This is a genomic window from Serratia sp. TSA_130.1, from assembly GCF_052691795.1.
In genome coordinates this window covers 175,053-187,461 of sequence record NZ_JBQZFS010000005.1, presented here as the reverse complement: position 1 = coordinate 187,461, position 12,409 = coordinate 175,053, and the positions used below count along the sequence as shown (strand labels likewise).

At 61.8% G+C, this 12,409-nt stretch carries 10 protein-coding genes; 5 read left to right on the top strand and 5 right to left on the bottom strand.

The window, feature by feature from the left end:
• Positions 1–16: 16 nt before the first annotated feature.
• Both dkgA and ACUTQY_RS18325 read left to right on the top strand, forming a co-directional pair.
• Positions 17–841 carry a 2,5-didehydrogluconate reductase DkgA gene (gene dkgA / locus ACUTQY_RS18330; RefSeq protein ID WP_046687817.1) on the top strand — a complete coding sequence of 275 codons (825 nt, stop codon included), beginning with the start codon at positions 17–19 and terminating at the stop codon, positions 839–841.
• A gap of 141 nt (positions 842–982) precedes the next feature.
• Entirely contained in the window at positions 983–1,588 is a 606-nt protein-coding gene (locus ACUTQY_RS18325) for a transglycosylase SLT domain-containing protein (protein WP_033644624.1), read from the top strand.
• Positions 1,589–1,650: 62 nt separating this feature from the next.
• Here the strand turns inward: ACUTQY_RS18325 and ACUTQY_RS18320 are convergent, their stop codons facing one another.
• Positions 1,651–3,819: a YgiQ family radical SAM protein gene (locus ACUTQY_RS18320; RefSeq protein WP_033651302.1), complete on the bottom strand. Its 2,169-nt coding sequence runs from the start codon at positions 3,817–3,819 to the stop codon at positions 1,651–1,653.
• An 80-nt stretch (positions 3,820–3,899) separates the two neighbouring features.
• Positions 3,900–4,634, bottom strand: a complete 735-nt coding sequence (locus ACUTQY_RS18315; protein ID WP_033644622.1) for a GntR family transcriptional regulator — start codon at positions 4,632–4,634, stop codon at positions 3,900–3,902.
• Positions 4,635–5,293: 659 nt separating this feature from the next.
• Here ACUTQY_RS18315 and ACUTQY_RS18310 point away from each other — a divergent pair.
• Both ACUTQY_RS18310 and ACUTQY_RS18305 read left to right on the top strand, forming a co-directional pair.
• The gene (locus ACUTQY_RS18310) at positions 5,294–6,691 is read left to right on the top strand and encodes a purine-cytosine permease family protein (RefSeq protein ID WP_046687819.1); all 1,398 of its coding nucleotides are present in this window, start codon (positions 5,294–5,296) and stop codon (positions 6,689–6,691) included.
• A complete protein-coding gene (locus ACUTQY_RS18305; RefSeq protein ID WP_033644619.1) occupies positions 6,688–7,620 on the top strand; it encodes a PfkB family carbohydrate kinase in 933 nt (310 codons plus the stop codon). The genes ACUTQY_RS18310 and ACUTQY_RS18305 overlap by 4 nt, the downstream gene beginning before the upstream one ends.
• Positions 7,621–7,654: 34 nt before the next feature.
• Here the strand turns inward: ACUTQY_RS18305 and ACUTQY_RS18300 are convergent, their stop codons facing one another.
• Together ACUTQY_RS18300 and xapA are read right to left on the bottom strand one after the other, a co-directional pair.
• Positions 7,655–8,905 (bottom strand): nucleoside permease, encoded by a 1,251-nt coding sequence (locus ACUTQY_RS18300; RefSeq protein ID WP_046688542.1) that lies wholly within the window; start codon positions 8,903–8,905, stop codon positions 7,655–7,657.
• An 81-nt stretch (positions 8,906–8,986) separates the two neighbouring features.
• The gene (xapA, locus tag ACUTQY_RS18295; protein ID WP_033651299.1) at positions 8,987–9,808 is read right to left on the bottom strand and encodes a xanthosine phosphorylase; all 822 of its coding nucleotides are present in this window, start codon (positions 9,806–9,808) and stop codon (positions 8,987–8,989) included.
• 136 nt (positions 9,809–9,944) lie between these two features.
• Here xapA and ACUTQY_RS18290 point away from each other — a divergent pair, with 136 nt between their 5' ends.
• Positions 9,945–10,856, top strand: a complete 912-nt coding sequence (locus ACUTQY_RS18290) for a LysR family transcriptional regulator (protein WP_046687820.1) — start codon at positions 9,945–9,947, stop codon at positions 10,854–10,856.
• Between the two features lie 17 nt (positions 10,857–10,873).
• Here ACUTQY_RS18290 and ftsP read toward each other — a convergent pair whose 3' ends face one another.
• On the bottom strand, positions 10,874–12,289 hold the full coding sequence (gene ftsP / locus ACUTQY_RS18285; protein WP_033644615.1) for a cell division protein FtsP: 1,416 nt from the start codon (positions 12,287–12,289) through the stop codon (positions 10,874–10,876).
• Positions 12,290–12,409: the final 120 nt, after the last annotated feature.

Here is a 12,409-nt window from a genome sequence, read left to right as displayed (position 1 = left end):
ACACAAGGAGATGCGCATGACAACGCAACAACCCATCATCAAACTCCACGATGGTAATCTGATGCCGCAGTTGGGTCTCGGCGTTTGGCAGGCGAGTATTGAAGAGACCACCCACGCGGTCAGCAAAGCGCTGGAGATCGGTTACCGCTCCATCGACACCGCCGCGATCTACAAGAACGAGGAAGGCGTCGGCGCCGCGCTGCAGTCCAGCGCGCTGCCGCGCAGCGACCTGTTCATCACCACCAAACTGTGGAACGACGATCAGGGCGATCCGCTGGCGGCGCTGGAAACCAGTCTGGAAAAGCTCAAGCTGGACTACGTGGATCTGTATCTGATCCACTGGCCGCGCCCGCAGCAGGATCAATACGTCTCCGCCTGGCGCGAACTGATCAAACTGCGCGAACAAGGTCTGGTGAAAAGCATCGGCGTGTGCAACTTCCATACGCCGCACCTGCAGCGTCTGTTGGATGAAACCAACGTGGCGCCGGTCGTCAACCAGATCGAGCTGCACCCGTTGCTGCAACAGCGCCAGCTGCGCGCCTGGAACGCCACGCACCATATCGCCACCGAATCCTGGAGCCCGCTGGCGCAGGGTGGTGAAGGGGTATTCGACCAGCCGCTGATCAAGGCGCTGGCCGAGAAATACGAGAAGACTCCGGCGCAGATCGTGGTGCGCTGGCACCTGGACAGCGGCCTTATCGTGATCCCGAAATCGGTCACGCCGTCGCGCATCCGCGAAAACTTCGAGGTGTTTGATTTCAAACTCGATAAGGACGAACTGGGCGAGATCGCCAAGCTGGACGTCGGCAACCGCCTGGGGCCGGATCCGGATACCCTGTAACCCCCTCAAGCCCTCTCCCGCCGGAGGGGGCTTTTCCTTCCCGCACATTGCTCCTTTGCGCCGCCTGACGTTATGATGACGACGCCGGAGGCTCCGGCCACCGGTTAACGCCGTTAAAAAAACAGACAAGCACGGAGCACCATGAAATTCTCTTTCTCACACGGGTCACGGCTGGGCATGCTTTGCATCATGCTGGTGCTGGCGGGTTGCGCCGGCAAGAAACAGCGCGTCAGCTACGATCGCCACGCCTTCGATAGCGCCATTCAAGACGCCGCCAGCGAATACGGCGTGGACGCCAAGCTGATCACCGCCATGATCCAGGTGGAGTCCGGCTTCAACCCTTCCGCAGTGAGCAGATCCAATGCGATCGGTCTGATGCAGCTGAAAGCCGATACCGCCGGCTGCGACGCCTACCGCTACAAAGGCAAACGCGGCTGCCCGGACGACGATGACCTGCGGGATCCCGACACCAATATCGATCTCGGCGCCGCCTATCTGGCCACCTTGCAAAAACAACAGCTTAAAGGGATCGCCAATCCCGTCACGCTGCGCTACGCCACCATCATCGCCTACGTCAACGGTACCGGGGCGCTGCTGCGCACCTTCTCCAGCAACCGCCAGCAGGCGATCGCGATGATTAACAACCTGTCGCCGGAAGCCTTTAACTGGCACGTGCGCAAATACCATCCCGCCCCGCAGGCGCCGCGCCATTTGATGAAAGTGGAAGCCGCTTACGAACGGTTGTAATTAGCCAAAGTAAAAAGGAGAACCCGAGGGTTCTCCTTTTTGTTTGCGCGCGGGCCTCGTCGTTACGGCTTGGCCTTGCGAATCGGTTTGCGCGGCGGCCGGTTGGACGGCGTGCGCTGCCGATTGATGTCGGTATGCTTGGTCAACGCCGGTCGGGTGTGGCGCTGCAGCCGTTTCGCTTCGCGCTGCTCGTCGATGCTCGGCGCCGGTACCAGACACTCGCGGCGGCTGCCGATCAGGTGCTTCAGCCCCATCTCTTCCAGCGCGGTGCGGATCAGCGCCCAGTTGGCCGGATCGTGGTAACGCAGCAGCGCCTTATGCAGGCGACGCTGGCGCTCGCCGCGCGGCACCACCACGTCTTCACTCTTGTACCCCACCTTGCTCAGCGGGTTTTTGCCGCTGTAATACATGGTGGTGGAGTTGGCCATCGGCGAAGGATAGAAGTTCTGCACCTGATCGAGGCGGAAACGGTTCTTCTTCAGCCACAGCGCCAGGTTCACCATATCTTCATCGCGGGTGCCCGGGTGCGAAGAGATGAAGTACGGGATCAGGTACTGCTCTTTGCCCGCCTGCTTCGAATAGTGATCAAACAGCTGTTTGAAGCGATCGTAGCTGCCCATGCCCGGTTTCATCATTTTCGACAGCGGGCCTTCTTCGGTGTGCTCCGGCGCGATCTTCAGGTAGCCGCCGACGTGGTGGGTCGCCAGTTCCTTGATATAGCGCGGATCTTCCACCGCCAGATCGTAACGTACCCCGGAGGCGATCAGGATCTTCTTGATGCCCTCCAGCGAACGCGCGCGGCGGTAAAGCTTGATGGTCGGCTCGTGGTTGGTATCCATATAAGTGCAGATCTCCGGATACACGCACGAGGCGCGGCGGCAGGTCTGCTCGGCGCGCGGGTTGGTGCAGCGCAGCATGTACATGTTGGCGGTCGGGCCACCCAGATCGGAGATCACGCCGGTAAAGCCCGGCACTTTGTCGCGGATCTCTTCGATTTCGCGAACGATCGAATCTTCCGAACGGCTCTGGATGATGCGCCCTTCGTGCTCGGTGATCGAACAGAACGAACAGCCGCCGTAGCAACCGCGCATGATGTTCACCGAGAAGCGGATCATGTCGTAGGCAGGAATGCGTTCCTGACCGTAGGACGGGTGCGGCACGCGCTGGTAAGGCAGGGCGAAGACGCTGTCCATCTCCGGCGTGGTCAGCGGGATCGCCGGCGGGTTGATCCACACGTAGCGATCGCCGTGTTTTTGCATCAGCGCGCGGGCGCAGCCGGGGTTGGTTTCATGGTGCAAAATGCGCGAGGTGTGCGCATACAGCACCTTGTCGCCCTTCACTTTCTCGAAGGACGGCAGCAGCACGTAGGTCTTCTCCCACGGCTTCGGCTTGGCGGCGCGCACCGTGACAGGCTTGGCTTCCGGCTCCTTCGGTTTGGCGCCGTCGGCGCACGGCAGATCCTCGCCGTACGGGTTCGGGATAGGTTCGATGCGGCCCGGCTTGTCGAGGCGGGTGGAATCCACGCCGCTCCAGCCCGGCAGCGCTTCTTTACGCATCACCGCGGTATTGCGAATATCGTGGATATCGCCGATCTTCTCGCCGGCGGCCAGACGGTGCGCCACTTCCACCAGCGGGCGTTCGCCGTTGCCGTAGATCAGCATGTCGGCTTTGGAGTCCACCAGCACCGAGCGGCGCACGGTATCCGACCAATAGTCGTAGTGGGCGATGCGACGCAGGCTGGCTTCGATGCCGCCCAGCACGATCGGCACGTCTTTATAGGCTTCTTTGCAGCGCTGGCTGTAAACCAGGGTGGCGCGATCCGGGCGCTTGCCACCGACGTTGCCGGCGGTGTAGGCGTCGTCGTGGCGCAGTTTGCGATCGGCGGTATAGCGGTTGATCATCGAATCCATGTTGCCGGCGGTGATGCCGAAGAACAGATTCGGTTTCCCCAACCGCATGAAGTCTTCTTTGTTGCTCCAGTCCGGCTGCGCGATGATGCCGACGCGGAAGCCCTGCGCTTCCAGCATGCGGCCGATGATCGCCATGCCGAAGCTCGGGTGATCGACATAGGCGTCGCCGCTGATGATGATCACGTCGCAGCTGTCCCAGCCCAGTTGATCCATCTCTGCTCGCGACATCGGTAAAAACGGCGCGGTGCCATAACATTCCGCCCAATAAGGCTTATAAGAAAACAGTTCACGATCGGGTTGGATCAGGCTGGTGGTGCTCATTCTGCTGCTCTTTTTACAGGTTAATTAATCGCCGGGCGGCGATTATACGCACTAGTGGCAAAAAGAGCATGGTTATTTCGCTAACCATTCACCTCGAATTCATAAACGTCGCTGCGGCACAAGATATCGCTGAACTCCAGCGCCTCGCCCCGGGCGTTGCGGCTGGTTTGGATGATGTGCAACAACGGCGCGCCGCACGGTACGTTGAGCAGCTCGGCGACCTCGCCGCTGCAGGACACCGCCTTCAACAAAAAGTGTTTATCTTCAGGCACGATGCCGCGCGATTGCCATAACGCATACAGCGAATGCTCCAGCTGCGCCGGTTCAGGCAGGAAGCGCAGCGGAATATAGGTGGTTTCCAGCGAGACCGGGCTGCCGTTCAACAAGCGTAAACGCCGCAGTTTGACCACCTCATCCCCTTCCGCGATCCCCAGCGCCGCCGCGGCCTTGGCCGGCGCGCCGACCCGCGCGCGCAGCAGCCATCGGTTGCTGACGCTGCTGCCATGACGCAGCGCCTGAGCGGTAAAACCGCTGTCCTTATCGAGGGAATAGCCGATACGCATCGCCACGCGGGTGCCAACGCCCTGCTGCCGCGAAATCAGCCCCTTCTCCTCCAGCAGTTTCATCGCCTTGCTGACGGTGACGCGCGACAGCGCCAAACCTTCCGCCATGTGTCGCTCCGGCGGCAGAAATGCCTCCGCTGCCAGCACCTGCTGCCTGATCGCGGTTTCTATCGCCGTCGCCAGCTGAATATAGCGCGGCGCCGCCGCCCCCTGCGCCAGATGTTCACGCAGCCAGGCCATAAAATCCGTCATTCGCCCGCCCTCTTGTTCCGCCCTATGCCCAAACTTCGCTTTCTCCTATCGCCGATCCGGCGATAAAGCCTCTCACCATAACTAAAATATTGCTAATGTTTTCAGAGGGACATCACAATTTTTATTCAATGGACTTTCATTGGATCTAGATCGCGCGTAATCTGTGCTTATTGATGTTGAAACATCAATGGCACCAACACCAGGGATCCACCTTTAAAACAACTAAAAATCCGCTGCCGACCAGACAGGACGCACCTGATGGTCAGGCAGCGGGCATACGCTGTCCGCATCCCGTTCGCTGAAGCGGATGGGCGACCCTTTGGGATGAATTGCCCGCTTCTCGCCGTACCCGATGGGTCACGTTGCCCAAGACGCCACTACAAATGACAAATAATAAGCAACGGTGCTAATGGATAGCTTGCTCACGGCTCATCATCCCCTCGCGCGATCCCCCTTGCGCCGGGTGAAACGGACTGATGCCTGCAAATAAAAACGTTCTCTCTCTTCCAAACTCCGCTGCAGACCCACTCTTTGTCTACACTCATTGGCGCCGTGCGGTCGGCAAGCCTCATCCGAGGCGGCGGCCGCAGCGCCAACAAAATCGCTTTTCAGTTAACTGCGGCGGCCCTCAAGGCCCTGCGCAACAGGGAACAATTGCTATGACCGATATCAATCGCAATGAAGCATGGAAGGTAGAGAGCACCGGTATCGACCGGGTGCCGGATGCGGAACAGACCGGGCGGCCCATCGAGCTGTTTTGGATCTGGTCGGCAGCCAATATCGGCATTCTCGGCGTGGTGTATGGCGCCATCATCGTCGGCTTCGGCTTATCCTTCCTGCAATCGGTGCTCGCCGCCTTGTTCGGCGTCGCCAGCTTCGTGCTGGTTGGCCTCACCAGCTTCGCCGGCAAGCGCGGGCGCACCTCTACGCTGACGCTGTCGCGAGTGATTTTCGGGCTGAAGGGCAACGTGGCGCCTACCCTGTTCAGTTGGATCAATCTGATGGGCTGGGAAGCGGTCAACGTGATCACCGGCACCCTGACGCTGGCGGCGCTGTTCGAGGCCTTCGGGCTGGGGGCCAGCCATCTGCTGACCGCGCTCAGCCTGTTGCTGTTCGCCGGGCTCACTATCGTCGTCAGCCTGCTGGGGCAGAATACCGTAGTCTGGATGCAAAGCTGGTTCAGCCGCATCTTCGGCACCATGACGCTGATCGTGGTGCTCTATATCCTGTTCAACACCGAGTGGAGCCAGGTGCTGGCGCTGCCTTCCGGCAGCTGGCTGACCGGCTTCCTGCCGGCGGTCTCGGTGATCGCCGCCGGTACCGGCATCAGTTGGGCGATCGCCGGCGCCGATTACAGCCGCTATCAAAGCCCGAATTCGTCGAGCAAAAGCATTTTCGCCGCGGTGATGGGCGGCGCCTGTTTGCCGCTGATGCTGCTGATGCTGGCCGGCATTCTGCTTTCCGTGCAGCTGCCCGATCTGGCCAACGCCGCCAATCCCATCACGCTGATAGGCTCAGTGCTGCCCGCCTGGATGGCGATCCCTTATCTGCTGGCCGCCACCGCCGGCATCGTCACCATCGCGGTGCTCAGCCTGTATTCCGCCAGCCTTAACCTGCTGACCATCGGCGTGCAGGTCAAACAGTGGTTGGCGGTATCGATCGACGCCGTGGTGGTGCTGGGTATCGCCCTGTATGTGCTGTTCATCTCCGGCGATTTTATGGGGCCGTTCATCTCCTTCCTGGTGTTCTGCGGGGTGTTCCTGGCGGCCTGGGAGGCGATTTTCCTGCTCGATTACCTGTGCCTGCGCCGCCACCACGGGTATGATGGCAACGCTTTGTACGGCCTGCATGGCCAGAACCGCGGCGTGCGCAAAGCCCCGCTGTTCTGCTGGTTCCTCGGCGCCCTGTGCGGCCTGCTGGTCACCAAAACCGGTTTTATCGACGGCCCGCTGGCTAAAGGCTTGTTTGCCGACTCCAGCCTGGGGCTGTTTGTGTCGTTTGCGGTGAGTCTGATCGCTTACGGTCTGTACCTGACCCAACGCAGAGAACATCAATGAATGAGTGGGAAGCTGTAACGCCTGTCCTGGTGATAGGGGGCGCGGTCGGCGATCTGGTGATGACGCTGCCGCGCCTGCCGACCAGCGGCGAAGATATCGAAGCCCAGCCGCAGGCGCGGCAAATCGGCGGTTGCGCGTTCAACGTGGCGCGCGCGCTGACGCGCCTTGAAGTGCCGGTGATCAACGGTATGCCGGTCGGCAACGGCGAATGGGGCGCGGCGATCGAAGCCGCCATGGGCGAACTGGGGCTGGAGGTGCTGTTGCGCCACGGCCAGATGGACAATGGCTGGTGCCTGGCGCTGGTGGAGCCGAACGGCGAACGCACCTTCATCACGGTTTCCGGTTGCGAAAGCCAATGGAATAAAGCGCAGCTGGCCACGCTGCCGCTGACGGAACACACCCTGATCTACGCCAGCGGCTACGAGCTGGCGGGCGAAAACGGCGAAGCGCTGCGCGAGTGGCTGACGCGCATGCCGTTCGACCAACCGCGTCTGATCGATCCCGGCCCGCGCATTGCCCAGCTCAGCGAAGATTTCTTCGCCATGCTCAGCGACAGCCACACCCTGCTGACGCTCAACCGCGACGAAGTGGCCGCGCTGTGCGGCGCCGGCGACGCCGTGGATGCCGCGCAGCGCTATGCCGCCGCCCGTAATCTGACGCTGATCTGCCGCCTGGATCGCGACGGCGCCTGGATCTGTGACGGCCGCACGCCGCCGCTGCACGTTCCCGCCTATCCGGTGGACGTCATCGATACCATCGGCGCGGGCGATGCCCACTGCGCCGGTTTGCTGGCGGGGCTGTCCGCCGGCTGGCCGCTGCCGCGGGCGGTCGATCTGGCCAACCGGGTCGCCGCCTGCGTGGTGGCCAGCCTCGGCGCCGCCAATCCGCCGGACCGGCATCAACTGCAACAACGCTTCCCGCAGGCCTGACGTTTCAGGGCGCCGCCATCCAGCGCCCTCAGCCTTACTGCGCCGCCGCCGCACTCTCCTGCGGCGAGTGGCGATAGTTGAAGCTCAACGCGAACACAATCCCCAGCACCAGCGTATACAGCGCAAACACCAGCCAGATGCTCTGCCAGTCTTTCACGCCGTCACGGCTGAAGAAATCCACCACTTCGCCGCTGGCGAGTGCCCCCACATAGGCGCCCAGACCGTTGACCATGGTCATGAACAGCCCCTGCGCGCTGGCGCGGATGCGGTGATCGGCCTCCTTCTCGACGAAAATGGCGCCGGAAATATTAAAGAAGTCGAACGCGCAACCGTAAACGATCATCGACAACAGCAGCAGCACGAAACCAAAACCGACCGGCGTGCCGTAGGCCAGGAACAGGAAACGCAGCGTCCAGGCCGCCATGCTGATCAGCATCACCTGCTTGATGCCGTAACGGCGCAGGAAAAAGGGAATGGTGAGGATAAAGAACACTTCAGAGATCTGCGACAGCGACAGCAGCACCGCCGGATACCGGACGCTGAGGCTGTCCTGATATAGCGGATTGAGCGACAGATCGTGCAGGAACGGGTTGCCGAAGGTGTTGGTTATCTGCAGCGCCGCGCCGAGCAACATGGCGAACAGGAAAAACAGCGCTATGCGCCGCTGGCGAAACAGCACCAGCGCATCCAGCCCCAGCACGCTCACCCAGCGCTTCGACTCGGCCGCGCGGTTGGTCGGGCAGCGCGGCAGCGTCAGCGAATAGGCGGACAGTAGCAGCGACGCCGCAGAAGCCAGATACAGCTGCAGATTACTGAGCTCGATTTGGCTGAAACCGACCAGCCACATTGCCAGAATGAATCCCACGGTGCCGTACACCCGCACCGGCGGAAAGTCCTTTACCGTGTCAAAGCCGTGCTTCTCCAGGCAAAAATAGGAAATGGCGTTGGAGAGCGCGATGGTCGGCATATAGACCATGGCGTTGAACAGCATTACCCAGAACATCAGCATCGGTTGCTCAACCTGCGCCGCACAGTACAGCGCCAGCGCCCCGAGCAGGTGGCAAAGCGCATACAGGTAGTTGGCCCTCATCCAACGGTCGGCGATGATGCCCGCCAGGCCCGGCATGATCAGCGCCGCGATCCCCTTGGCGCTGTAAACCATTCCCACCTGCATGCCGCTGAAATGCAGCGTGTTGATCATATAGGAGCCCAGCGTCACCAGCCAGGCGCCCCAGATAAAGAACTGCAGGAAAATCATCACCTTCAATCGTGTTTTTATCGCCATCGCCATCACCTTGTTATTATGCTTTCAACGATGATTGGTGCGGCGGGCCCACTGCAGCCCGCCGCCGGTTTGCTTACGGTGTCACAGCGTTTTGAACAGCTCGCGGATAAGGCGCATGAAATCGTCCGCCGCCAGCGCCGCGCAGCTGAGCGTTTGTTCGTGAGAAAGAGGCGTATCCGACAGCCCTTCGGCGTAGTTGGTCATCGCGGACACCACCAGCACCTTGAGGCCGCAGTGGCGCGCCGTCAGGACTTCCGGCACGATCGACATGCCCACGACGTCGCAGCCGAGGGTCTGCATCATGCGGATCTCCGCCGGCGTTTCGAAGTTCGGCCCGGTGTAAGCGGCGAACACCCCTTCCGCCAGCGGGATGCCCGCGCTTTCGGCCACCGCCGCCAGTTGGGCGCGCAGATCGCGATCGTAGGCGTTCGCCAGGCTGAAGAAGCGCGGCCCGAAGCGCTCGTCGTTGGCGCCGACCAGCGGCGATTCCGGCATGAAATTGATATGATCGGTAATGGCCACCAGGCTGCCCGGCGCTACCGAGCGGCGCAGCGAACCGGCGGCGTTGGTCGCCAACAGGAATTCGCAGCCCAGCAGTTTGAAGGTGCGCACTGCGGTGGTCATCACCTGCATGCCGCGCCCTTCATAGAAGTGGCCGCGCCCTTTCATGCACAAGACCGGCACGCCCTCCAGCTTGCCGGCGACCAGTTGCCCGGCGTGGCCGGCGACGCCGCTCACCGGGAAGCCCGGCAGCGCCGCGTAATCGAGGGTGACGGTTTCAGTCATCACCTCCGCCAGAGCGCCGAGCCCAGAGCCGAGAATCAAGGCCGCTTTCGGCTGAAAACCCGGCAGACGTGCGCGGACAACATCGGCGCAGATAAAAGCATCTTCTTGATTAAACATCGTATTCTCTCTTTAAGCGGGGGACAATAAGCCCCATAGTAGAGAGCGAGGCGCGGCCGAGACCAATACATTCTTGGCGGCCGATTTATTTCATTTATCTATAAGTTGAGCTGCGTCACAGGAGGCGATACCCCGGATGAACCCGCCCCATGCCCTGCCCGATCCCGGTCGGATTAACTTCCGCCTACTGCACTATTTCCGCGTGGTGGCGGAAGAGATGAATTTCACTCAGGCGGCGCGGCGGTTGAATATGTCACAGCCGCCGCTCAGCAAGCACATCAAGGAACTGGAGAGCCAGCTCGGCGTGGTACTGTTCAAACGCACCACCCGCTCCATGACGCTGACGCCGGCTGGCCGCACGCTGCTGCGCAACGTCGAGCGGCTGCTGGATCAGGCCGACAGCGCGCTGCATCAGGTGCAACAAATGGGGCGCGGCGAAGGCGGCCACATGGTGGTCGGCATGGTCGGCACCTCGGCCTGGGGCGGGCTGATCGCGGCGCTGCGGCGATTCAGCGAGCGGAGCGCCGGCGTCACCTGGTCGGTGAACGAGCTCACGCCCAGCCAGCAAATCATCGCGCTGCAAAAGCGGCATATCGACATCGGGGTCTGGCGAGAGGCGCAGCAACAGACGCTGCCGGGGTTGACCTGCCAACGGTTGGCGCGCGAAAGCATCGCCGTGGTGCTGCCGCTCGATCATCCGCTGGCGCAGCAGGAGAATATCCCGCTGGCGGCGCTGCAAAACGACAGCTTCATCGTGCTGCCGCCGCATGAGGCCAGCCTGGGGCTGTATCTGCACAATCTGTGTCTGCAGCAGGGATTTTTGCCGGACGTCGCTTATCAGGTTAACGAGCCGCAAACCCTGCTGGCGCTGGTGGCGGAAGGCTGCGGCATTACGCTGTTGCCGGACAGCTACGGCCGCATTCCGTGGCCCGGCGTGCGGTTTTGCTCGCTGCAACAGGCGCCGCCGGCGGATCTGTATGCGGTATACCGTACCGACAGCGTCACGCCGGTGGTGCAGGCTTTTTTGGCGATGCTGCGGGCGCCCTAAGCGGCCCGCAGAGCGGGTTACATCGTCGGCTGCACCATCAGCTGGCCGGCGGTGCCGCGATCGGCCATCTCCAGCGTCTGGCTGTAATACAGGAACGGGAAGTGTTCGGAGGTGGATTGGTTGAAATACACCAGCAGCTCGACGTCGCCATCGACCCAGACGGTATCCTTCCAGCCGCGATCTTCCGCCATCGGCTGCGCGCCGTTGACGCGTTTAATCAGGAACTGCACGCCCTGAATATGGAACGACTGCGGCGTATCCGCATGAATGTTCCAGCGTTCCCAGGTGCCTTGCTGCGCCTGTACGTCGATGCGGTTCATGTCCCAAATTGCGCCGTTGATGCCGACGCCGCCGTCGCCCAGGCGGAAATCGCGGGTGCGGCTGGCGCTGCCGTCCAACAGCTGATCCGCCAGCAGGCGCATCGGCAGGTTGTCGGTCACCAGCGGCAGCAGGCCGGTCGGGCGCAGCGTCAGCACCTGGGTGGACACCAGAATGCTCGACGGCTCGAACAGGCCGCGCAGGCGATCCATGATGCCCGCCGCTTCACCGGCGGTGATGGTCACCTCGTCGCCCTTCGACATGTCGATCAGCACTTCCCGGCGCTCGCCCGGCGCCAACGACAGCTGCTGCACCGCAACCGGCGCAGGCAGGAAGCCCTGATCGCTGGCGATCACGTTGAACGGCCGCCCGTCGCTGAGCTGCAGGGTATAACGCCGCGCGTTGGAGGCGTTGAGCAAACGCAAACGCACCCAGCCGCGCGACACGTCGACATACGGGTTTTGCACGCCGTTGACCAACAGCGTATCGCCGACGAAGCCGCCCTGCGACGGCGCATCGTATTGCGGCGTGCCGAAGTTATCGAAGCGTTTGTCCTGAATGATCAGCGGGAAATCGTCGACGCCGTAGTGGTTGGGCAGCGGCAGCGCTTTGCTGACGGCATCCTCCACCAGCCACAATCCGGCCAGCCCGTTATACACATGCGGCGCCATGCGGTTTGGCGTGTTGGCGTGGTACCAGCAGGTAGCCGCCGCCTGACGAATGGGCAGCACCGGCGACCAGTCGACGTTGGGCGACATCATGCGCGGCGCGCCGCCCATCAGCGTGCCCGGCACCTGCAGACCGCTGATGGTCATCGCCACCGGCTCCTGCAGGCGGTTGCTGTAGATCAGTTTGACGTCGTCGCCGCTGTAAACCCGCACCGTCGGCCCCAGGTACATGCCGTTGATGCCCCACACCGCCGCTTTGCGGTTATCCATAAACGCCCAGTGGGCGCGCTGCAAGGTCAGGAACAGCGGCTGACCGCGGCGAGACTCCAGCAGCGGGGGAATGGGTAATGGGGTCTGCGTTCCGCTCGCCTCAGCCCTCAGCGGCACGGCGCCCGCGCACAGCGCCAGGCCCGATGCCTGTAAAAACTGACGTCGACTGAGTGACATATTTTCTCCATGAAAAGCAATAACTAAACCGTGTGCAAAACCCAAACGCCCGCCAATCAAGATTAGCAGGCGCTCAGGCGTTAACGGCGCTGAACGCCAATTAAAAAACTCTTCTTTGAA

Excerpts from the sequence above, each read along its gene's own strand:
- ACUTQY_RS18290 (WP_046687820.1), top strand. The coding sequence starts at position 9,945 with ATGAACCCGCCCCATGCCCTGCCCGATCCCGGTCGGATTAACTTCCGC.
- ACUTQY_RS18315 (WP_033644622.1), bottom strand. The coding sequence starts at position 4,634 with ATGACGGATTTTATGGCCTGGCTGCGTGAACATCTGGCGCAGGGGGCG.
- ACUTQY_RS18305 (WP_033644619.1), top strand. The coding sequence starts at position 6,688 with ATGAATGAGTGGGAAGCTGTAACGCCTGTCCTGGTGATAGGGGGCGCG.
- dkgA (WP_046687817.1), top strand. The coding sequence starts at position 17 with ATGACAACGCAACAACCCATCATCAAACTCCACGATGGTAATCTGATG.
- ACUTQY_RS18300 (WP_046688542.1), bottom strand. The coding sequence starts at position 8,905 with ATGGCGATAAAAACACGATTGAAGGTGATGATTTTCCTGCAGTTCTTT.
- ftsP (WP_033644615.1), bottom strand. The coding sequence starts at position 12,289 with ATGTCACTCAGTCGACGTCAGTTTTTACAGGCATCGGGCCTGGCGCTG.
- ACUTQY_RS18310 (WP_046687819.1), top strand. The coding sequence starts at position 5,294 with ATGACCGATATCAATCGCAATGAAGCATGGAAGGTAGAGAGCACCGGT.
- ACUTQY_RS18325 (WP_033644624.1), top strand. The coding sequence starts at position 983 with ATGAAATTCTCTTTCTCACACGGGTCACGGCTGGGCATGCTTTGCATC.
- ACUTQY_RS18320 (WP_033651302.1), bottom strand. The coding sequence starts at position 3,819 with ATGAGCACCACCAGCCTGATCCAACCCGATCGTGAACTGTTTTCTTAT.
- xapA (WP_033651299.1), bottom strand. The coding sequence starts at position 9,808 with ATGTTTAATCAAGAAGATGCTTTTATCTGCGCCGATGTTGTCCGCGCA.